Below are 22732 nucleotides of genomic sequence, written 5' to 3'. Positions count from 1 at the left end.
GCAATCAAACGGGAAATAAAAGGGCCGCCACGCGCCGTTCTTCCGATAACAGCACATTAAATGTCCGCGCAGCGGCGCCGCTGTCCATAGGGTCTATAGACATATGAGCCTCCAGCGCCCATTCCCGCACATAGCCCGGAACCAGCGCCATGCTGGCCCCGGTGCCGATCAACAAGATATCAAGCCCATCCATCAGCGGTTTGATCGCGGTCAATATATCTTCATCAAGATGATCGAACCCGGCCACATCCAAAGGAACCCAGCGGTCGGGAAGCACCAATAAAGCACCATTGATCACCCGGTCGCCAATGGTAAAACGGCCCGGGCCATAGGCTTCGATAAAAGGCTTCCCGGCGCCGCTTATTTCTCTGATTTCCATGGGCCACCATCCGATGTGTTTCCAAGAGAAAAGATCACGCCCTCAAGACAAAGAGGTGCTTTCCACATTGGGGTTATCGCCATCGGTTTCATCAAAGGTCGTGCTGCGCAAATTCAGCAACAACAATACCGGCGAAGCGATAAAGATCGAGGAATAGGTCCCCACCACGATCCCCCAGATCATCGCCGCTGTGAACCCGCGAATCACAGTGCCGCCAAAGAAGAACAGCGCCGCCAAGGCCAACAAAGTGGTCAGCGATGTCATGATCGTACGCGACAGCGTGTCGTTCACCGATTGGTCAATCAGCTCCGGCAAAGGCATCTTCCGGAATTTACGCATATTTTCGCGCACCCGGTCATACACCACCACCGTATCATTCAGAGAATAGCCAACAATGGTGAGAATGGCGGCGATGATCGACAGATTGAAATCCAACTGGGTGATCGAGAAGAACCCGACCGTCAAGAACACATCATGGACCAGCGCCACCACAGCGCCCAGCCCGAACTGCCATTCAAAGCGGAACCAGATATAAATCAGCACCGCCACAACAGACAGGCTGACGGCCAGGAAACCATCCCGCGCCAGTTCCGAAGACACCTTTGGCCCGATAAAGCTGGTAGAGCGGATAGACACACCGGGAATATCCGCCTGAAGCTTCTGTTCCACCCGGATTTGCGCCGCCTTTTGCGCTTCCTCGCCCCCTTCTTGTTCTTCAAAGCGGATCAGAACTTCCGTATCGGCGCCAAATTCCTGCACGCTGACATCACCCAGATCCAGCTCCCCCAGCATCGTGCGGATCTTGCCCACATCGGCTGCTTCTGGCGTTTGAATCTCGATAGTGGAGCCACCAACAAAATCAATGCCCAGATTAAGGCCGCGCATGAAGAACAGGGCCACAGACGCCACCACCATCACCAGCGAAATGGCATAAGCCACATTGCGCATTTTCATGAAAGGGATGTGGGTATCTTTCGGTATAAGCCGCAAAAGCATAGTGAATTCCTTCCCCGATCAAATGGGCAAACGCTGCGGACGCCGACGGCGAAGCCACAAAACGAGGATAAGTCGTGTGAGCATCAATGCGGTGAACATGGATGTAAGAATGCCGATCCCCAATGTCACGGCAAAGCCGCGTACCGGACCAGAGCCGAATTGGAACAGCAAGAAAGCGGCGATGAAGGTGGTGATATTGGCATCCAGAATGGTGCTCAGCGCCTGCTGATAGCCTGCCTCGATAGCCCGCAAGGGACCACGCCCATCGGCCACTTCTTCTTTGATGCGTTCAAACACCAGCACATTGGCATCCACCGCCATGCCCACGGTGAGCACGATCCCGGCAATCCCCGGAAGGGTTAGCGTGGCCCCAAGAACGGACAAAGCACCCATCAACAGGCCGATATTCACCAAAAGGGCGATATTGGCCACAGCGCCAAACAGGCCATAGACCAACAGCATGAACACAACCACCGCAGCCAGACCCAGAATTCCGGCAATTTCGCCGGCTTCAATGGAATCCTGACCAAGATCAGGGCCCACTGTACGCTCTTCCATGATGGTCAAGGGTGCGGGCAAGGCACCGGCCCGAAGCAAAATGGCCAGATTATTGGCGCCTTCCATGGTGAAATTACCAAAAATCCGCCCGGCACCACCCAGAATCGGTTCCTGAATATTGGGGGCAGAGATGATCTCGTCATCCAGAACAATGGCAAAGCGCCGGTTGACATTTTCCCGGGTAATATCGGCAAAGCGGCGTCCGCCCGTGGAATCAAAGCGGAAATTCACCACCGGACGGCTGGATTCATCAAATCCGACAGACGCATCCACAAGATTTTCACCGGTCAGCCGCGCCCGACGCTCCAGCACAAGCATTTCCCCCGTATCCACAGAAGGAAGCGCCATAAAGCCGGGCGGTGGACGATTGGGATCTGCCGCCGCATTGACCATATGAAAGGTCAATTTTGCAGTGGTTTCCAGCAGGGACCGCAATTGTTGGCTGTCTTGCAGCCCCGGCACCTGCACCAGAATACGGTCTGCGCCCTGACGCTGGATGGTTGGCTCGCGTGTACCCATTTCATCAATGCGTCGCCGCACGATTTCCAGCGACTGATCCACAGCACCGGAAATCCGTGCCCGGATCGCCGCTTCGGTCATGGCGACCACAATTTGGCCATCCCCCTGACTTGCAACTTCGATATTGCGAGACAAGGCCCCACCAAGCCCGACACCATCGGTGACAGGCGTTGCCAGATCGCGCACGGCTTCCAAAGCCGCACTGCGTTGTGATTCATCGCGCACCCGCACATATACGCGGTCACCGCGGGTTTCGATGGTGCCAAGGATGCGTTTGTCGCGCAGTGCCTCGCGGATTTCCGCCTCCAGATTGGCCAAACGTTCAGACACAATGGCGTCCGCATCCACTTCCAAAAGCATATGCGCCCCGCCTTGCAGATCCAGCCCCAAGGTGATGCGATTATCGGGAAGGAAGCCCGGCAAAGACTCTATCTGGTCATCGGACAGGAAATTCGGAACGGCCGCCACCAATCCCACAAAACTGAGAAGAAGGACGACGGCAATTTTCCACGGAGGAAAGTCAAGCATGGGAGATCAATTCCATTGAGACAGCGGGCCGTTCAGCCAGCAGGCACGAAGAGAAAAAATGGGTGCGCCCGGTTGGCACACCCAAAGCTTTGCAGATCAACTATCGGCGGGTTCGCTTTTACCGCGCACTTCGGCAATGGTGCCGCGTACCACACGCACCCGCATGCCATCGGCCACTTCCACCTGAAGTTCATCATCGGCCACTTTCGTAACCTTGCCGATCAAGCCCCCCGATGTCACCACCGTATCGCCCCGGCGGATGGCTTCGATCAAGGCCCGATGCTCTTTCATCCGTTTTTGCTGAGGACGGATCAGCAAAAAATAAAAGATCAGCATGATCAAGGCGAGCGGTAAGAGCATCTCCAAAAGGCCACCACCTGCGGCACCGCCACCGGCTGCTTGTGCATATGCGGGAGAAATCAGCATAAAATTCTCAATTCTTTTTTGATTAAACCAAACCCTGAGGGATTATGACCGTATTGAGGCGGAATATAATGGCCCATGGGGTGATTGCAACATCGTTGGTCGAGATACGACCATATCATTGCTCTTTATAGGCCCCTTACACCGTCTTATCGAGCATTTGCCGATAGGCGTGGAAGCACGCTCAGGGGATCCACGGCCTTGGTGCCCCGCCGCACTTCAAAATGCAATTGCGGATCGGTTACCCCGCCTGAAGAGCCAACCCGGGCTATCATCTGCCCGCGCTTGACCGCCTCTCCCCGTTTCACCAGCACATCCTCATTATGGGCATAGGCGGTAACCCAATCATCGGAATGACGCACCAGAACCAAATTCCCGAAGCCGCGCAGCCCCGATCCGGCATAGGCGACAATTCCACTTTCCGCCACCCGTACAGGGGCCCCATTCGGCGCACGGATATTGATGCCATCATTGCGCAAACCGCCCTGCTTGGGGCCGAATTTGGAAATCACCGTGCCTGCAACCGGCCAATCAAAGCCATTGCCGGTGCGCGGCGGCGGGGCAGCCAGGCTGCGCGATGGCCGCGCGGCTACGGTCATTTCCTCTGTCCGCCCCGAAGGCACCACAAGGGTTTGCCCCACTTTCAGCATATAAGGCGGTGCCAGACGATTGACCTGTGCAAGCTGGCTGACCTCCAGATCATGGCGCTGGGCGATGGAGAAAGCCGTATCGCCGCGCCGCACCACATGGGTGCGTTGTCCGGGTATTTTCAAGCGCTGGCCCACAGCCAATAAATAGGGCGGTTCCAGATTATTCAACGCCACCAATTGAGGAAGCGGCACACCACGCTTTCTGGCGATGCCATAAACCGTATCGCCGCGCTGCACCGTTACGGTTCGGGCCGTTGATGTGGCTTTGGACGCGGGCCGCGAGGTCGCTTTGGGGCTTGCACGAACGGTGCGTGTGGGGGGAGCAACAGACGCATAACGGCTCGGTGGCTTGGGGCGAAAGGCTGGACGCGGTACGGGAATGGGCGAATTTCGCACATCATAAACCGGCGCAATAGCCCAATAGGGGCGGTTCGCACCCGCATAACAGCCAGACACAGCCACCGACAGCAAGGCCGGCAGCATCCATCGTCCAGCGAATTCCCTTAACCCAACCATAGCCCGAATGATACGAATCGCCTTTTATCAATGCAATAGAGGAAAAAGCTCAGATCTCTATTTACCCAAGGCATCGAGATCATATCGATCATAAATCCCATAGATCCGGCGAGATTGAGGCCGAGATGTCAAGAAGCCGCTTTGTTGATTTGCGCAGCCGCCGTCACAAGCCTGTGGATTTTGCCTGCACCCAAAGAGCTTCCATTTCCGCAAGACCGGCACCAATGATGTTGCGGCCCTTTGCCGCCAGAGAGTCTTCTATATATTTGAAACGGCGCTCAAATTTCGCATTGGCAGCAACAAGTGCATCTTCGGGATCGCTTTTTATGAACCGTGCCAGATTGGCGCAGCTGAACAGCAGATCGCCCATTTCTTCCAAGCGACGTTCCGGTGCTTCTTTTTTCTCAAGCACCTCTTCCACCTCGTCCAGTTCTTCACGGATTTTGGCGATCACATCTTTGGGATTGTCCCAGTCAAACCCAACGCGCGCGGCCCGCTTTTGCAATTTCACCGCCCGCATCAAGGCAGGCAACCCCCGTGCCACCCCCTCCAGCGCGCTGGGTGTCCGACCTTCGGATTGTGCGCGGGCTGCGCGTTCTTTGGCTTTTTGCTCTTCCCATGCGCGGACCTGCGCATCGGCATCGGCAACCGTTGCATCCCCAAAGACATGGGGATGACGGCGCTCCATCTTGTCGCAAATGGCCGCCACCACCTTTGAAAAATCGAAGGCTCCGCGTTCTTTGCCCATTTGGGCATGAAACACCACCTGAAACAGCAAATCGCCCAATTCATCGCACAGATCGTCCATATCCTTACGGGCAATAGCGTCAGCCACTTCATAGGCTTCTTCGATGGTATAAGGAGCCACCGTTTCAAAATTTTGCGCAATATCCCATGGGCAGCCACCTTCAGGGGCGCGCAAGCGGCTCATAATTTCCAGCAACCGCTCGATTGTATCGGGCGCTTGTTGAAGCGGCGGGGCGGCAGGGCGACATGTTTGGGACATAAGGGGCCTCGTTCATCAAAGATGGGCCGCACCCTAGCGCCGCATCCATAGACACCGCAACCGGTGGCTTGACGCATCTGTTGCTGTGGCGCAGTTTCACCCTCCCGCCCCGCTATTTGGGGTTGATACAGTCCCGGAGAGCATCTTTATGAGCGCGCCTTATATTATCTATGGCATGGACGCTTCCTATTTCACACAAAAAGCGCTAAGTCTGCTTTCTTACAAGGAAATCCCCACCGATTTCCGCAAGAAATCCATCGCCATTCGTGCCGAGGTAGAGCAAAAATCCGGCACGCATATGATGCCGGTCATGGTGACCCCGCAAGACGAATGGATGTGGGATACAACGCCCATCGCTTTCGAGTTGGACAAGCGTTTTCCAAAAAGCGCCACTCTTCCCCCTGCCCCTCTTGCCCGCATCATCGCCCGTATTCTGGAAGATTTCTTCGATGAATGGACCACAAGAGCGGCCATATTTTTCCGCTGGAGCAGCCCTGAAGATATTGCCCATTCCGGCGATAGCCTTGCCCGCGATGCCGTCGGTATTCCGCAAGACACCCCCCTTGATGCCACGGGCGAAAAGCTGGTGCGCCAAGCGCGGGATATGATTGAAACATGGGCCCGCAAGACCATTGAAAAGCTGGATGCGCATAATAACGCACATGGGGAAATCATTGGCGAATATAGCCGGCTCATGACCTTGCTCGACCAGCATTTTGCCGCCTCGGATTTTCTGCTGGGGTCCAAGCCCTGCCTTGCGGATTTTGCCCTTCAAGGTGCCTTGACGGCGCATTTTCTGTTCGATCCCACGCCGCGCAAGCTTACAGAGAAAATTGCCCCCGCCGTTGTGGCCTATCAGCAGCGCATGAAGGCTGCAAAAGCCTCCCGATTGGGAGAAGACTGGCCAATGATGACCACCGTTCCCGAAACGCTGGCCCCGGTTTTGCAGCATATCGCCATGGGCTTTCATGCCTATCTGGCAGGCAATCAAAAGGCTTTGAAAGCGGGCCGCGCGATGGTGGATGTCGATCTGGGATACGGACCGCGCACGATCATTGCCCGGCCCTATACGGAGAAAACCCGCATAGAAACCGCCAAGGACTTTCACAGCCTGAGCCCAAAAGACCAGAAGATCGTGAGCGAGGCATTATCCCCGCTTGGCGTGATGGAAGCGTATCTTCTGCCCGCCTGATCTTTTGCCAATATGACGGCCTTTTATGATATTTTTCCTTCTGTCCGCCTTTCAACCAAAGACAAGAGACGATCACCCATGATTCTTAGTGAAGAACAACGCATGATCCGCGACATGGCAAAGGCCTTTGCCACCAATCAAGTGGCCCCCTATGCCGCCCAATGGGAACGCGATGGCGTCATTCCCGAAAGCGTTTTGCGCGAAATGGGCGCTCTTGGCCTTTTGGGAATGACCGTCAGCGAAGACTATCAAGGGGCGGCCACCGATTATGTGTCTTATGCCTTGGCTCTGATGGAAATCGCCGCGGGAGACGGGGGCTTGTCCACCCTGATGAGCGTCAATAACTCCCCGGTTTGCGCCGCCATTGAAGGGGCCGGAAACGAAGAGCAGAAAGCGCAATGGCTTACGCAGCTTGCCACTGGAAAAGCCATCGGAGCCTTTTGCCTGACTGAACCGCAAGCAGGGTCCGATGCCTCGGCAATCAAGACCCGCGCCCGGAAAAACAACTCCGGCTGGGTGCTGAATGGCACCAAACAATTCATCACATCGGGACGCATTGCCAGCGTGGCCATCGTGTTTGCCGTAACCGACCCCGATGCGGGAAAACGCGGCATCTCCGCCTTTCTGGTGCCCACCGATACAGCGGGCTATAAAGTGGCCCGCATTGAAGAAAAGCTGGGGCAAAAATCATCGGACACGGCGCAGATCGTGTTCGAGGATATGGCCATTCCCGCAAGCTGCCTGTTGGGCAAGGAAGGTGATGGTTACCGGTTGGCCCTGATGAATCTGGAAGCGGGGCGCATTGGCATTGCCGCGCAATCCGTGGGCATGGCACAGGCCGCCCTTGATTATGCCACGGCCTATGCCACCGAACGGGAAAGCTTCGGAAAACCGATCATAGCCCATCAGGCTGTCGGGTTCCGGTTGGCCGATATGGCAACACAGCTGGAAGCCGCCCGTCAGCTTGTGCTCCACGCAGCCAGCCTGAAAGATTCAGGCGAGCCGTGCCTCAAAGAAGCCTGCATGGCCAAGCTGTTTGCCTCGGAAGCGGCGGAAAAGGTGTGCTCCGCCGCGATCCAGACATTGGGCGGATATGGATATTTACAAGATTATCCGGTTGAACGTATTTACCGGGATGTCAGAGTCTGTCAGATTTACGAAGGGACGTCGGATATCCAAAGACTGGTGATTAATAGGCAAATGACCGCCTGATAAAAAACGGCCCTCAAAAATGCCGGATGAGCGGGCCATAGGTGATTGCATGACACGATCGTAGATATATATAAGTGAGATATATCAATTTGATGCTTTCAGCATCCATCCATGAGGGGATTTGCAATGTTTCGGCTTATTTTCAATGTGTTATGGGTTATCCTTGGCGGATTGGAGCTGGCGCTTGCCTGGTGGTTTATCGCCCTGATTTTCGCTATTTCCATCATCGGCATCCCTTGGGCGCGGGCCGCTTTTAATATCGGGCTTTATACATTATGGCCTTTTGGCTCTGACGCAGTGCGGCGGGATACGGCTTTGGGCCAAGAAGATATCGGCACCGGTGCTTTGGGGCTGTTGGGCAATATCATCTGGGTCTTGCTGGCCGGTTGGTGGCTGGCTTTGGGCCATATTGTTATCGGCTTGTTTTTGGCCATCACCATTATCGGCCTGCCCTTTGCCTATATCCATTTCAAGCTGGTGCCTATCACCTTGTTCCCTGTCGGCATGATGGTGGTATCCAGAAACAACATGACCCAGCCCTATTCCCAACGGTCTTAAGGCCGGAACCGCAGGTTAGACCATGACCAGAAGCCCCGCAAAATTACGATTCTATCCCGTGATCTTTGCGGGGCTTTTAGCGCTCTTGTTCAGCGGTGCAGCCCGGTCTTTTTCTCCCATAGCACTCTGCTACGATAAAGAGCGCGACATCGTTCAATCGGTTTTGAACGGCACCTGTGAAGGCGACGTGGTAACCGCCGAAGAAGCACAAATAATCCGCGACCGCATAAAACGCGAACGGCTGTCACGAATTCTTCCCGCTATGCCTCATAGCGGGAATGACGATAATAGCGCTGCGGAAAAAGCCCCGTCCCGCGCTAGAATTGTCGCCTTCGGAACCGCCTTTTCCATTGATGAACGGGGATATTTCCTGACCGCCCGGCATGTGGTGGATCATTGCGATACGCCCAATCTGAATCTTGCCGATGGCACAGGCTTTGAAGCCACGATCCTTATGCGGTCCCCCGATCAAGATATTGCCCTGCTTTTTGCCCCCGCACTTCAGCTTCCGCCCCTTTTGGCACGCCCGGATCATCCCGCACGCGGCGATAGCGTGACGGCGATCGGATATCCCGAACAGGGCCTGCCGCGCATCCGCCCCGGCAGCATTGACGGGGTCTTGCAAGATATCAGCTTCGATGATGGTACCGCGCGCTTTCTTGCCTTCAAAGCGCCGGTTCGCGGCGGCAATAGCGGTGGCCCGCTTTTCGATGATCAGGGGGCGCTGGTGGGGATGGTGATTGCCAAAGCCAATAGCGTGGCGATTTTTCAAGCCTCTGGCTCACGTGTACGGAATATGGCCTTTGCCATCGCCAATGAAAGCCTTGACCGTTTCTTAAAAGAAAGCGGCCTCCATCTGGCCACATATCCAAGGGCGGAGAGAGACACCGCCCCCGACGACACCGCTGTTGAGATGAGCGGCCATGCAAAATCACCTTTGGACAATGAAAGCATTGTGCGGGTCGTCTGCCGCCGCTGATATATCCATATTCCCCATATGACCCATACCAAATTGAGCGGGTCAACCATCGTGTTTAAATGATGCGATATCTTGAACTGCGCAAAGCATGATCGGGATATTGCCAAAAGGCGATAAAAACCATCACCGCCCCCCCCGAAGGGGGTGGATGTTTCATTTGATTTTCAGATTGTTCTGATCACCGCCAAGCCTTTGATATAAAAGGCTGGTGACCCCTACGGGACTCGAACCCGTGTTTTCGCCGTGAAAGGGCGACGTCCTAGACCGCTAGACGAAGGGGCCGTGCTGCTCGCGTGGAGGGGTGTTTAGCCAATGGATGGCGGCCCCGTCAAGCACACTTTGTAGAAAAATCACGAAAATATTTGAAAGCCCCTGTTTTAAGCCAAAACGGCGTCGTCAATGGTCATTTCCACGCGGGGTTTTGCCCCCCAATCATCGATCTTCAAACGCCCGGCCACATGAAACCGCTTTCCAATTCCTTTCAAAAGCGCTTCACCCAACTCCTGATCCGCAACGCGAAAGGCCACAGCCTTCAATCGTCCACCACCACTGCCGGCAAAAATGCACCGCACATGGCCACGCCCCACCATATCGCAGCGCACAAGCTCCACAGACGGCAAGGCAAAGCGCGGGGCGGGATTACCCATGCCGAAGGGGGCCAGCGCCTCCAGCGCCTTTACAAGATCGAGCGTACAGCCCTTCAGGCTCAGAACACCATCCAGATCCAGCACGCGTCCGGCGCGCGCCTTTTCCACTCTGGCCTCCAGCCACTCTTCCAAAAAAGCCCGCAAGGCAGGCAATTGATCGGCACGGGCGCTCAACCCTGCTGCCATGGCATGGCCTCCGCCTTTCGTAATATGCCCGCGCCGCGCCGCTTCGATAATGGCGGCCCCGATATCCACACCGGGAATAGACCGGGCAGATCCTTTGGCATCCCCCGCTTCATCAATGGCAATCACCACGCTGGGCCTGCCGAACCGGTCCGTCAGCCTTGACGCCACAATGCCGATCACGCCGGGATGCCATCCCTCACCAGAGGCGAAGACGACGGGATGCGGGTCTTCGCCATTTTTTTCCGATAAAACCGAAGCCAAAGCCTGAGCCTGAACATCCGCTTCGAGGGCTTGGCGCTCGGAATTATAAAGATCCAGTTGTTCTGCCAGGCTGCGGGCCAATGCCGGATCATGGGTGGTAAGCAAACGCGCCCCAAGGTCCGCCTCCCCCACGCGGCCCCCGGCATTCACCCGTGGCCCCAATAAAAACCCCAAATGATACACAGCCGGAGCGGCATCCATGCGGGCCACATCGGCCAGCGCCGCCAGCCCTATATTGTCACGGCGGGCCATCACCTTCAGCCCTTGCGCCACCAGCGCCCGATTGGGGCCGGTAAGTGGCACCACATCACATACGGTTCCCAGCGCCACCACATCCAGCCATGCCAGCAAATCAGGCTCTAAACGGTCGGCAGTATACCATCCGGCCCGACGCAAAGCGCGATTGACGGCCACCACCAGCAAGAATGTCACCCCGACAGCCGCCAACTGCCCCAGATTGCCGTCTTCATCCAGCCGATTGGGATTGACCACGGCCAAAGCGGTTGGCAGCTCTGATTCCGCCTTATGGTGATCCACCACGATCACCTCCAGCCCCATCTTTGCGGCGGCAGCCAACGGCTCATAAGACAAGGTGCCGCAATCCACCGTGATGACAAGGCCAACCCCTTCCGAGGCAAGCTGGGCCAGCGCTGTGCTGTTGGGGCCATACCCTTCGGTGATACGGTCGGGAATATAGATGCGCAGGCGGCCCCCCACCGCATCCATAAATTTTTTCAGCAATGCAGACGAGGTGGCCCCATCCACATCATAATCCCCAAAAACCGCCAATTGTTCACCGCCCGCAATGGCTGCGGCGATGCGGTCCGCCGCCACGTCCATATCCTTGAGGACAGACGGATCGGGCAAGCTGGAACGCAAGGACGGACTGAGGAAGACGGGCGCGTCTTCAGGGGTGACCCCTCGCCCGGCCAAAACCCGGCCCACCATATCCTCCAGCTCGAATTGCTGGCTCAGATGCACAGCCAATCGTTCATCGCAGGGGCGCAAACGCCATGCCCTGCCACCCAAAGAGTGCTGCACATCCAAAGCAAAATCGTCGGTAATGGGATGATCCGTCAAGAGCGGGGTGGGTCCTCTAAAAGATGATCAGTACGAACATGACGCACGGTGCGGGTGGAGGCGCGCATCACCAGGGAATCCGTGCGCCATCCTGTACGAGAACGGAACACACCTTTCAGCATGGAGCCATCTGTCACACCGGTCGCTGCGAAAATGGTATCACCGCTGGCCAGATCGTGCAGTGCATATTTGCGGTTCAGATCCGTAATGCCCCAGCGCTGGGCGCGGCTGCGTTCATCATCATTGCGGAAAACCAGACGGCCTTGCATCTGGCCACCCACGCAGTTGAGCGCTGCGGCTGCCAAAACCCCTTCGGGAGCACCGCCCTCGCCCATATACATATCGACACCGGTTTCCGGGTCCGTGGTGGCAATGATGCCCGCGATATCGCCATCTGGGATCAGCTTGATCCGCGCCCCTATATTGCGCAATTCCCCGATCAATTTTTCATGGCGGACCCGATCCAGCACACAGACGGTAATGTCTTGCGGGGTGACACCTTTTGCCTTGGCAAGGGCCATGACATTTTCTGTCGGGCTTTTATCCAGATCCACCAAAGCATCGGGATAACCGCCGCCAATGGCAATCTTGTCCATATAGACATCCGGGGCATTCAACAGCTTGCCTTCTTCGGCAATTGCCAAAACCGCCATGGAATCGGGAGCAAAGCGCGCCGTTAATCCGGTGCCTTCAAGGGGATCAAGAGCAATATCCACCGCCGGGCCGCCCAATCCCACTTTTTCGCCGATAAACAACATGGGCGCTTCATCACGCTCGCCTTCGCCAATCACCACTGTGCCATCAATATGCAGGCGATTGAACGCTGTCCGCATGGATTCCACCGCTGCGTGATCCGCTTCTTTTTCCCGGCCAAGCCCACACCATTTAGAGGCTGCAATGGCCGCGGCTTCCGTGACCCGCACCATTTCCAGCACCAACATGCGATCAAGCGTGCTCTTTCGTTCCATTCCCGTTCCTTTCGCCCAAGACATTCTGAAAAACCGAAGCCCACGCCCAGCTATAGCATCATCTTGATCCCGACATTAAACCGCAATCTTGATGCCGCGCCATTTCCCATAATCAAACGCCCTTGTGGATGCAAATCAAGCGGCAAAAATGACCACATGATTGCAGAAGACACCAACATATCTTACATCTTGATGTCGTTATAAAATGAAGCCGCAAGCCTGTCAGGAGACGATGATGACCAAACCGGATAATGGCGAAGAATCCCCACAGGAAAACATCTTCTCTCCCGCCGATTGGCAAGCTTATTCTGACAATATGGCCAAGGTCGCAGCACAAACCCAAAAGCTGGTTCAGGATTGGCTGGAAAAACAGCAGGCAGAAGATCCCGATCTGGACCCGCTCAATATTGGCGACTCTTTTTTCGAGTTAACGTCAAAAATGATGAGCGATCCAACACGCCTAGCCGAACAGCAAATGGCTTTGTTTCAGGATTATATGCAGCTTTGGCACAATACGACCCTGAACATGATGGGCGAAAAGGCCGACCCTGTGATCACGCCCGAAAAAGGCGACAAGCGCTTTAAAAGCCCGGAATGGTCGGACAACCAATTGTTCGATTTCATCAAGCAGTCCTATCTTTTGGCATCGCGCCATGTGAACAAGATTGTTAGCGAAACCGAAGGGCTGGACCCCGAAGACGAACGCAAAACGGAATTTTACACCCGTCAATTCGTGGACGCTCTCTCACCCACCAATTTCGCCATGACCAATCCGGATGTTTTGAAAGCCACCGTGGAAAGCCGGGGTGAAAATCTGGTGAAGGGCATGGAAAACCTGCTGCGCGATCTGGAGCACGGTGAAGGTGAACTCAACATTTCCATGACCGACAAAGACGCCTTCGAAGTGGGGCGCAATGTGGCCATAACACCGGGCAAGGTGGTCTATGAATGTGAGCTGTTCCAGCTTTTGCAATATAGCCCCAGCACGGAGCAGGTTTATGAAACGCCCTTGCTGATCTTCCCGCCATGGATCAACAAATTCTACATTCTCGATCTGACGGCAGAAAAAAGCTTCGTCAAATGGTGCGTGGATCAGGGGTTGACCGTATTCATCGTGTCCTGGGTCAATCCCGGCCCCAATCTGCGCGACAAAACCCTGGATGATTATCTCAAGGACGGTCAGGTGCGCGCTTTAGAGATGGTGGAAAAGATCACCGGCGTGCGCGGGGCCAATGTGATCGGCTATTGCGTGGCCGGAACCCTGCTGGCGGCCACCCTTGCATGGCTTCATGCAAAGGGCGAAGAGGACAGAGTGAATTCCGTTACCTTTTTCACCGCACAGGTGGATTTTGAAGATGCCGGTGAATTGAAGGTTTTTGTGGATGAAGACCAGTTGGAAGTTCTTTCCAAGCGTATGCGGAAAAAAGGGTATCTGGACGCACGATCCATGTTCAGCACCTTTAATCTGTTACGGTCCAACGATCTGATCTGGTCTTTTGCCGTAAACAATTATCTTTTAGGGAAAGAACCCTTCCCCTTTGACCTGCTCTATTGGAATTCCGACAGCACCAATCTGCCTGCAGGCGTGCATGAGCAATATCTGCGCTGCATGTATTATGAAAATGCGCTGGTCAAACCCAATCAGATGACCCTTGCCGGCGAGAAAATAGATCTCACATCCATCAAAACACCGGCCTATATTCAGGCAGGGAAAGAAGACCATATCGCGCCGCCGGAATCGGTCTATAAAATGACCAAAATTCTCTCGGGCCCCAAACGCTTCGTGCTGGCAGGATCGGGCCATATCGCTGGTGTGGTAAACCCGCCATCCGCCAAGAAATATCAGTATTGGACACGCAGCGGACGGTTGCCAAATACTTTGGAAAGCTTTGTCTCGAAAGCCAAAGAAACACCCGGGTCCTGGTGGCCGGACTGGATAAAATGGATTGAAAAACACAGCGGGAAAAAAGTCCCCGCCCGCACAGCGGGGTCCGGTGACTTTCCAGCCATTGAAGACGCACCGGGTCGCTATGTGAAGGTGAAGGCGCTGTAACGGCCAGACCAGACCTGAACATCTGTAACCACAAAAGCGGCGCGAGATGAAATATCCCGCGCCGCTTTTTAATCGCTCTTTCGTCAGAAGGCTTTAATCTGCGCTCAGCTTCCGATCGAAGAAATCGAGCGTGTCAGTCCACAGATGCTTCCGCGTTGCCTGTCCGCTAATGCCATGGCGTTTGCCCGGATACGTCATCAGCTCGAAAGGCACGCCTTTTTCTTGCAAATGGCTCATCAGCTTCACCGCATTATCAAAGAACACATTATCATCGGCCATACCATGCACAAGCCGCAGGCTGTTGGGCTTGATGCCTTCGATATATGGAAAAACCGAAGAAATTTCATAAGCATCACCCTCATCGGGCATGCCAAGGAATCGTTCGGTATAATGGGTGTCATAAAGCCGCCAATCGGTCACCGGCGCCACCGACATGCCCGCCTTGAAAATCTCCGACGCTTTCGACAGCAGTTCGATGGTCATATAACCGCCATAAGACCAGCCATAAACGCCGATCCGGTCCGCATCCACATACTCAAGGCTCGCCAAAAACGCAGCCCCTGTCACCTGATCGCTGACTTCCGCCGACCCCATATTGTGATAAATCACATCTTCAAAGGCCTTGCCCCGATTGGTAGAGCCGCGATTGTCCAGTTTGAACACCACATAACCATTCCGCGCAAGGATCTGGTCGAAATCGATGGACCAGCTATTGCGCACCCTTTGCACACCGGGGCCGCCATAAACATTCACCACCGCCGGATAGGTTTTTTTCGCATCGAAATCGGCAGGCTTCATCAGCGAATAATGAAGAATAGTGCCATCTTCCGCTTTTAATGTCCCGAATTCCGGCTCCACATGCTTATCCAGATAAGGGGCATAGGGATGGTCGCCATCCAACGGATTTTCTTCAATCCATGTAATGAGCGTGCCATCTATTTTCTTGAGAGCAGCCCGGGGTGGCACCTTAGGCGCGGAATAATTATCCACGAATACCGAGGCATCCCGGCTTACGCTCACATTGTGCGAGCCCTTTTCCACCGTCAGGCGTGTGAGAGACTTTGGATCAGGTGTCAAAGACACGGAATAAAGATGGCTTTCAATGGGCGTTTCATGAAAGCCGGTGAAATAGAGTTTCCCGCCCTTTTCATCCACTTGCTTGATACCGGAAACCACCCAATCGCCGGCGGTTAGGGGTGCAAGTTCCTTGCCCGACAGGTCATAAAGATAAAGATGGCGATAGCCGCTTTTTTCCGATGACCAGATGAACCGGTCGCTGTTTTTCAAAAACCGCAGATTATTGTGCAGATTCAACCATGTTTCCGCCCTTTCCGTAAGGACAGTGCGGTTTGTGCAGCTTTCCAGATCGGCAAATACCAGATCCAGTTGCTTTTGATCGCGGCTTTCGCGCTGAAAGGCCACATGGCGGCTATCTGGTAGCCAATTCACCCGGGCTAGATAGATATCTTCCTCATCGCCCAGATCAATCCATTGGGTCTTTTGATCTTCAAGTGTCACAACACCCAGATCCACGGTGACATTGGGCGTTCCGGCGAAAGGATAACGCTGCTCAATAGTAGTCACACCGCCATCGCCGGACAGCTCATAACGATTGACCAGCTTCACCGGGCTTTCATCCACACGGGTAAAAGCGATGCGGCTTTCATCTGGCGCCCACCAATAGCCGGTGTCCCGGCCCATTTCTTCTTGCGCCACAAATTCCGCCATCCCGATCAGGATGGTATCGCCGCCTTCACTGCTGAGCTGAATTTCCGTACCGGTTTCCACATCAACCACAAACAAATTCTGATCGCGGATGAACGACACATAGTTTCCCTTGGGGGAGAATTTAGCGTCTGTTTCAAAAGCATCGGTTTCTGTAAGCCTTTTGGCCTCATCTGCACCGATTTCCAGCACATAAAGATCACCGCCAAGGGGGAACAGAAGGCGCTTGCCATCTTTGGAATAGTGATATTCCACAATGCCGCTGGATCTAATCCGCTGGCGTTCACGGCGAGCCTTTTCCACTTCGCTCAGCTCTTCTTCTTCGCCGCCGAGAATATCGTCGCTATCGACCAGCATGCGCGTTTCACCGCTGGCAATATGATATTCCCACAGATCCAGAATGCGGAAATCCCGGTCTTTGCCTTTCAAAAAAGTCACTCGACTGCCATCGGGGGCGAGTTTCAGGCCCGCCACTCTGGGACCATCCAGAGAAGGGCTTCCTACCAACCGTTCAATGGTCAAATCTTCAGCATGTGATGTGCCAGCCGCCAATAAAATGCCGGCAGCAAAAATAGCAGTGCGCATAACGGTCCCCATTTTCTATTTTAATGTCGCGATACAATGCATCGCGTCAAAAGGCTTGGCAAGCCCCGTTGATTTACCAGCCGCCACCGCCGCCGCCACCGCCACCCATGCCGCCGGAAAATCCACCACCACCAAAAGCCGAACCGGATGAGGAAGATGGCGGGCTTGCCGCCGCCGCAAATGAACTGGCCATGCCACGGCCAAGGGCAGAGGAAAAATTGCCAGCCTGAAAACCACCGTGCTGCAGATAAAGAACCTGCCCATGATACCAGGCTGGATGCCATGGATGGCCAGTCTCGGGATCTTTTGCTGCTTTTAGAACATCATCGAATTGATCTCCCCATTCCTGCCCCACGCCCAAAGCCATGGCATAGGGCAGATAGGCTTCAAACAATTTTGGGGTTTTCTCTGGTGGATTATGGAAATTCAGCCGGTCTTTTTCCGCTACCGACAAATAGCGTTTGAAGCCTTCGATTTCATCCAGCAATTTCCGGCCCTTCAAAGTGGGAGCATGCAAGAGCCAGAAAAACAATGGATTGAGCAAAAACAGCACCACCAAAGCGATAATCATCAACAATGGTGCGCTTTTGGCCAGCATCAGGGACGGGATCGCAAAGCCAAGGCTTAAGCCTACACCAAGCACAAAATGCCCCAGATTGCGCTTGAAATGCGTACCCAGATGTTCCCGCGCCAAGGCCCGACGATGGGCTGTGCGCGCTGTTGCCAGGCGTTTGTGATTTTTCTTGTCCACCAGAATATGATCAAATTGCGCAAAGAGCGCATCAAGAATGGCCACCTCCCCCGCCGACAAATTATTCGGACGCCACGCCCCGTGACGACGGCTCAAGGTAAAAACCTTCTTCTGGTCTTCATTAATATCCAAGGCTCCCTTCACCGCCAGACTGACAATGGCTGCAGAAAAGCCTGCATCATCCCAGCCCTGTTTCACCAAATAACGCGCGGCTGCAGGGGACAAACTCTTTGGCGGGCCATATTGCGCGATAATCACCCCGCCCTTGGGATCGCGCCCCACCCGATGCCAAGCCCAAAGATAATAACAAAGCACCACAAGCACACCCGCAAGGGCCAAAAGCACACCGATATTATCACCCAGATAATGGCTCACACTCTCCATCTCTGTAGGACGCGCCACAAAACCTGCCGGCCAGGTAAGCGCCACCGTCATTCCGTGACGCGCAGCCAGTGGACCATCGGTTTCAAACACCACCCTATTGGGCTGCGGTTGCGTGATTTCTGCCCCGCCTTCTGACGCTCCCGAAGATCCGGCGGAAACGCGCAAGGCCATGGGCGCTGCATTTTCGGGCAGAATCACCGTGGCACGGGCGGATTGAATGGGAAATTCCCAGCCATAGGAAATGGGCTGGTAAACCAGTTCATCGCGCTCGGGGAAAAAGATCAATTGCCGGTCTGTCTGGAAATGGATCTCATAGCGGTAACGCCCCGGTTCCAAGGTCTTTTCCCCATCACCGATCCGCAGGCGCTTTCCAGCCCCGGCCTTGATCATTTTCCACGGAACGGGGGCACCATCAAGCAACACCTCGCCTATATCGAAATCGACAGTAGACCGGCCATGGTCGCCCTGATAATCCGTTTGAAAATCCCGGAAAATCCCCCGCTTGATCCGCTCGCCTTCCGCATCCACGATAATGGTTTCCACCACATCCAGACGCCCCGAAGGAAGGACCGTGATCTGGCTATCATAGCGGACGATCTGTTCTTGAGACAACGCCGAGGCAGCCATACCAAATAGGCCGAAAAAAATACCAAAGACGAAAAGCGCGTTACGCATATGTCTTTTCCTTTAAAAGCTGACCTTCACAGCTTCGCGCGCCGGCGACGCTTCATCCAGTTCGAAAAAGTCGCGCTGTTTGATATCAAAGGCGCGCGCCACAATATTGGACGGAAAAGACTCTATTTTCGTGTTCAGTTCCCGCACATTGCCATTGTAATAGCGCCGTGCTTTCTGGATATGGTCTTCCACCTCCGACAATTCTTCAGCCAAACGCATGAAGTTGGTGTTGGCTTTCAAGTCCGGATAGGCTTCCGAAAGCGCAAAGAGCGATTTCAACGCACCGCTGAGCATATTTTCCGAAGCCGCCTGCTCCCCCGGCGATCCCTGATTGCCCATGGCGGAATTACGCGCCGCGATCACCCGTTCCAGAGTGTCTTTTTCATGGCTGGCATAGCCTTTTACCGTTTCCACCAGATTGGGGATCAGATTATAGCGCCGCTTCATCTGCACATCGATATCGCTCCATGCTTCTGAAGCATGGGTCCGCAGGCGAATAAAGCTGTTATAGGCGCTGGCCACATAAAGCGCCAACAACACGACGCACGCCAGATTAACCAGCAATATAATCATAAGAACGCTCATGGCAGCCCTCTTCCTTTTCTTATCAAGACAAGCTCAGCACACCCCAGCTTAAACCCAAGACTATAGTCTGGATAGAAACCAAAGATATTTACTATGCTGAAACGTCATAAATCCTGAACAAAAACCCTACTCCAAATCCCCCATACCAAAGGCCGACAACAGATCTTCCGCCGCCTGGGTTGCGGTTTTGCAATCGTTGCGCACATCGCTCTCCAAACCCGGCAATATACGGCACACCTTTTCATGATTGCGAAAGCGCGTAAGCAGCCGGTCTTCCACCATCGCCCACATCCACTTCACCCGCTGATCTTGCCGGCGCTGATCGAACAACCCGGCCTCGACCATCACATGACGGTGTTTTTCCATTGTCTCCCAAAGTGCATCAAGACCTTGGTTTTGCAGACCGGAAACCGTGAGAACCGGCAGTTTCCACGCCGCATCCCCCGCCGTCATGATATGCAGGGCCGAGGCATAGTCGCGGGCAGCGCGGCGCGCTTTTCCGGCATCCTGATCCGCTTTATTGACGGCAAGGATATCCGCGATTTCCAGAATGCCTTTCTTGATCCCCTGAAGTTCATCCCCCGCACCGGGCAGCATCAGAACCAGAAACACATCCACCATATCGGCAACCATATATTCCGATTGCCCGGCCCCGACTGTTTCCACCAGAATAACATCATAGCCCGCCGCTTCACATAGCAGCATGGTTTCGCGGGTGGCGCGGCCCACACCGCCCAAAACCCCGGCCGATGGTGACGGACGGATAAATGCCTGTTCATCAACGGCCAGCCGTTCCATACGGGTTTTGTCCCCCAGAATAGACCCGCCGCTGCGCCCCGATGACGGGTCCACCGCCAGCACCGCCACCCGCTTTCCAAGCTTTGTCAGATTGCTACCGAAGGCGTCGATAAAGGTAGACTTCCCCACTCCCGGAACGCCGGTGATACCGACCCTGCGGGCTTTGCCGGTGAAGGGTAAAAGGCGGCTCAGCAGTTCCTGGGCTTGCGCCAGATGGTCAGACCGGCGGCTTTCCACCAATGTAATAGCCCGCCCCAGCATGGCGCGATCACCTTTTTTTATCCCCGTCTCCAATGCCGCAATGTCAGGCATATGGCCTCCCCTGTTCACATCTTGTGTATGCAATATGGACATAGACAAGCCTTAGAAGGCTGCCCAATAGATGGGGCGCAAGGACAGCGACAAATCCCGGCCAACCTTATCCCGTGCCGAAATCACCTTGGGATTTTTCCGCAAAACATCGAAACGGTCTTGCAAGACAAGGAAAAACGGCTCCTGTACGAAAGACAGATCCGGCGTCAAAAGCGCCAATAAGGCATCTTCACGGATCCGCTCGTTTTCCAAACGGCGCACCAACTGATCCGCCCCTTCATCGGCCCTATCAAGGCACAAAAGCGCAATTTGCGTGGCCCGTGGATTGATCAGGGGTTGGTCTTGCAAAGGCCCCAAGGCGGCCAGCGCTTTTTCATGTTCGCCCAGTGCTTCATAGGAACACACCGCAATCTGGCGAATAAAAAACTGCCCATAGCGTGACACAGCCCCCATTTCTGCCAAGGGTGCCGCATTGAGCGCACTTTCAAAGCGCCCCAGCCCCATCAAAATTCCCGCATAATTGATCTGCTGATTGACCAGTCCCGGCACCTGTTTGGGATCAAGCCCCGCCAATTGCCCCAAAAGGCTGATGGCAGCATCCACTTCTTCCATATCCAAAAGCGCATAGGCCAGTTCATTGGCCACCCATAGAAGATCGCTGCCGCCCACCTGACCAATGGCACCGCTTTCAACGCTGTTCATCACCGCACCGCCAAGTTGTGCGGCCTGTTGTGGCAAGCCGTGGCGGCGCAAATCCTTCATATGCTGACGCACCATCCCCAAAGAACTGCGATTATTTTGGCGCGTCCGGTTGATAAATTCCAATTCCCGTATCGTAAGCGAAGAAGCCGACGTGCCGAATTTCGTATCCAGAACCCGCCAAAGCGGCGCAAAACGACGGTCCACCATCATTCCGGCCATAAGATCCACATCATGGATCAAATCAATCAACGCTTCCGCTTCAAACAGCCGCCCCCGCTCCCCCAACATTTGCACCAGATCGCGGTATAATCTATCTGGCCGGGCATCATTGGGCGCACCGGAATAGCGAGCATTGCGCAAGGCGATCAGCAGATCGAACACCAGCGCATCTTCGCCCATGCCAAGCGCCCCATATTGGATGGCCTGCACCGCAGACAAATGCACCGGACGCGCCAGATCCGGACGCTGTTCGGCCAAGGCCTTGAGATCCCGCGCCGCCGTTACCCAATCCCGGTCCATATAAGCGAGCTTGAACCGCTCATAATGGGCCTCTGCGGGCGCATCAAGCAAAGCCAGCGCCTGATCCAGTGCCTCACGGGCCGGATCGAAACGATTGGCAAGAACATGGGCTTTCCCCACAGCCAGATAAGCCCGTCCACGCCTGTCCCGTGGCAGATCGCCACCATCGATGCCTTGCTGCGCCAATCGGGCAGCCAGATCGAATTTCCCTGCCGCATATGCCTCAACGAAATCGGTTGTTTCGGCGGTTTGCGGCGCATCCGGGGTCAATTGTTCCTGATCCTGTCCGCTTTGTTCTTGTTCGCCTGTTTCTTGTGCTTCACCGGCACCAATGGAAAACCAAAATAACAAACCCAGAAACCCAATAATACGCACGAATTTGATCACCTTTTTCAATCCAGACGCACCGCATAGAAGCGCAAAAGCAATGCGTTGATCCTTTGCGACTTTCCTTTTGACAGGAAGATGGAAAGCAACAAACCGGCCTGATAGACTGGCATATGAACACTAACCCAGCCATATGCACAAAAACAGCCCTTCAGGATCATGTCCATGGCCCATTCGCCAGATACCCGCTCTCCACGCCTTGCGCTTCATCCCGATATAGACGAGGAGATGATCAAAAGGCTTGTGCATGGATTTTACGACAAAGTGCGCGCCGATGATCGGCTTGGTCCGTTGTTCGACGGAGCCATAAGCGAGCCTTGGCCGGTGCATCTTGAGAAAATGTGCGATTTCTGGTCGTCGGTGATGCTGAAAACAGCACGGTTCAAAGGACGGCCCATGGCCACCCATGCCCGTATCACCGGCATCACCGAGCCGGATTTTGATATCTGGCTGGGCTTATTCCGCCAAACAGCCCATCAGATATGTCCCAAGGATATTGCGGAGCTGTTCATTGAAAAAGCCGAAACGATCGCGGATAGCTTTCGTCTCGGCCTGTTCTATCGTCCCAATGCCCTGCCGGTCGTCGGCGGACGCTAAT

The 22732-nt window shown here is 54.8% G+C and carries 19 protein-coding genes and 1 tRNA gene; 6 read left to right on the top strand and 14 right to left on the bottom strand.

The annotated features are described in order from the left end of the window. Window positions 1-4 precede the first annotated feature (4 nt). From IEX96_RS09315 to mazG, 6 genes are all read right to left on the bottom strand, one after another. A complete protein-coding gene (locus IEX96_RS09315; RefSeq protein ID WP_150005152.1) occupies window positions 5-379 on the bottom strand; it encodes an Mth938-like domain-containing protein in 375 nt (124 codons plus the stop codon). A gap of 42 nt (window positions 380-421) precedes the next feature. Beyond that, the gene (gene secF / locus IEX96_RS09310; protein WP_150005153.1) at window positions 422-1375 is read right to left on the bottom strand and encodes a protein translocase subunit SecF; all 954 of its coding nucleotides are present in this window, start codon (window positions 1373-1375) and stop codon (window positions 422-424) included. A gap of 18 nt (window positions 1376-1393) precedes the next feature. Continuing rightward, on the bottom strand, window positions 1394-2980 hold the full coding sequence (gene secD, locus IEX96_RS09305; RefSeq protein WP_150005154.1) for a protein translocase subunit SecD: 1587 nt from the start codon (window positions 2978-2980) through the stop codon (window positions 1394-1396). Window positions 2981-3076: 96 nt separating this feature from the next. Continuing rightward, window positions 3077-3406 carry a preprotein translocase subunit YajC gene (gene yajC, locus IEX96_RS09300; RefSeq protein WP_150005155.1) on the bottom strand — a complete coding sequence of 110 codons (330 nt, stop codon included), beginning with the start codon at window positions 3404-3406 and terminating at the stop codon, window positions 3077-3079. A gap of 146 nt (window positions 3407-3552) precedes the next feature. Next, window positions 3553-4536 (bottom strand): M23 family metallopeptidase, encoded by a 984-nt coding sequence (locus tag IEX96_RS09295; protein ID WP_188873824.1) that lies wholly within the window; start codon window positions 4534-4536, stop codon window positions 3553-3555. Window positions 4537-4732: 196 nt separating this feature from the next. After that, window positions 4733-5575 carry a nucleoside triphosphate pyrophosphohydrolase gene (mazG, locus tag IEX96_RS09290; RefSeq protein WP_150005157.1) on the bottom strand — a complete coding sequence of 281 codons (843 nt, stop codon included), beginning with the start codon at window positions 5573-5575 and terminating at the stop codon, window positions 4733-4735. 148 nt (window positions 5576-5723) lie between these two features. Between mazG and IEX96_RS09285 the strand changes: the two genes are divergently transcribed. The 4 genes from IEX96_RS09285 to IEX96_RS09270 all read left to right on the top strand — a co-directional run bounded on the left by IEX96_RS09285 (window position 5724) and on the right by IEX96_RS09270 (window position 9516). After that, complete coding sequence (locus tag IEX96_RS09285) at window positions 5724-6767, top strand: glutathione S-transferase family protein (RefSeq protein WP_150005158.1); 1044 nt, start codon at window positions 5724-5726, stop codon at window positions 6765-6767. Window positions 6768-6845: 78 nt separating this feature from the next. Continuing rightward, window positions 6846-7979: an acyl-CoA dehydrogenase family protein gene (locus IEX96_RS09280; RefSeq protein ID WP_150005159.1), complete on the top strand. Its 1134-nt coding sequence runs from the start codon at window positions 6846-6848 to the stop codon at window positions 7977-7979. Window positions 7980-8105: 126 nt separating this feature from the next. After that, complete coding sequence (locus IEX96_RS09275; protein ID WP_188873823.1) at window positions 8106-8537, top strand: YccF domain-containing protein; 432 nt, start codon at window positions 8106-8108, stop codon at window positions 8535-8537. A gap of 22 nt (window positions 8538-8559) precedes the next feature. Then, window positions 8560-9516 (top strand): S1C family serine protease, encoded by a 957-nt coding sequence (locus tag IEX96_RS09270; RefSeq protein WP_150005160.1) that lies wholly within the window; start codon window positions 8560-8562, stop codon window positions 9514-9516. Window positions 9517-9722: 206 nt separating this feature from the next. On the opposite strand, the gene IEX96_RS09265 is transcribed toward IEX96_RS09270, so the two are convergent. The 3 genes from IEX96_RS09265 to glpX form a co-directional block, all read right to left on the bottom strand. After that, window positions 9723-9798: transfer RNA gene (locus IEX96_RS09265), tRNA-Glu, on the bottom strand. Window positions 9799-9893: 95 nt separating this feature from the next. Further along, window positions 9894-11690, bottom strand: a complete 1797-nt coding sequence (recJ, locus tag IEX96_RS09260) for a single-stranded-DNA-specific exonuclease RecJ (RefSeq protein ID WP_229773640.1) — start codon at window positions 11688-11690, stop codon at window positions 9894-9896. After that, window positions 11687-12658: a class II fructose-bisphosphatase gene (glpX, locus tag IEX96_RS09255; protein WP_150005161.1), complete on the bottom strand. Its 972-nt coding sequence runs from the start codon at window positions 12656-12658 to the stop codon at window positions 11687-11689. Before glpX ends, recJ begins: the two co-directional genes overlap by 4 nt. 235 nt (window positions 12659-12893) lie before the next feature. Between glpX and IEX96_RS09250 the strand changes: the two genes are divergently transcribed. Continuing rightward, window positions 12894-14711, top strand: a complete 1818-nt coding sequence (locus IEX96_RS09250; protein ID WP_229773639.1) for a PHA/PHB synthase family protein — start codon at window positions 12894-12896, stop codon at window positions 14709-14711. Window positions 14712-14804: 93 nt separating this feature from the next. Here the strand turns inward: IEX96_RS09250 and IEX96_RS09245 are convergent, their stop codons facing one another. The 5 genes from IEX96_RS09245 to IEX96_RS09225 form a co-directional block, all read right to left on the bottom strand. Continuing rightward, window positions 14805-17021, bottom strand: coding sequence for a S9 family peptidase (locus IEX96_RS09245; protein WP_188873822.1), 2217 nt, complete (start codon window positions 17019-17021; stop codon window positions 14805-14807). A 73-nt stretch (window positions 17022-17094) separates the two neighbouring features. Then, window positions 17095-18831, bottom strand: coding sequence for a DUF2207 domain-containing protein (locus IEX96_RS09240; protein ID WP_188873821.1), 1737 nt, complete (start codon window positions 18829-18831; stop codon window positions 17095-17097). 12 nt (window positions 18832-18843) lie between these two features. Beyond that, the gene (locus tag IEX96_RS09235) at window positions 18844-19416 is read right to left on the bottom strand and encodes a LemA family protein (RefSeq protein WP_229773638.1); all 573 of its coding nucleotides are present in this window, start codon (window positions 19414-19416) and stop codon (window positions 18844-18846) included. A gap of 126 nt (window positions 19417-19542) precedes the next feature. Next, complete coding sequence (meaB, locus tag IEX96_RS09230; protein ID WP_150005164.1) at window positions 19543-20526, bottom strand: methylmalonyl Co-A mutase-associated GTPase MeaB; 984 nt, start codon at window positions 20524-20526, stop codon at window positions 19543-19545. Window positions 20527-20577: 51 nt separating this feature from the next. Then, window positions 20578-22122, bottom strand: coding sequence for a tetratricopeptide repeat protein (locus tag IEX96_RS09225; RefSeq protein WP_150005165.1), 1545 nt, complete (start codon window positions 22120-22122; stop codon window positions 20578-20580). 177 nt (window positions 22123-22299) lie between these two features. Here IEX96_RS09225 and IEX96_RS09220 point away from each other — a divergent pair, with 177 nt between their 5' ends. Further along, window positions 22300-22731, top strand: a complete 432-nt coding sequence (locus IEX96_RS09220) for a group III truncated hemoglobin (protein WP_229773637.1) — start codon at window positions 22300-22302, stop codon at window positions 22729-22731. Window position 22732: the final 1 nt, after the last annotated feature.

The sequence above is a fragment of the Iodidimonas muriae genome (genome assembly GCF_014647255.1).
GTDB lineage: Bacteria > Pseudomonadota > Alphaproteobacteria > Sphingomonadales > Rhodothalassiaceae > Iodidimonas > Iodidimonas muriae.
This window is presented reverse-complemented; position numbering and strand designations above follow the sequence as displayed.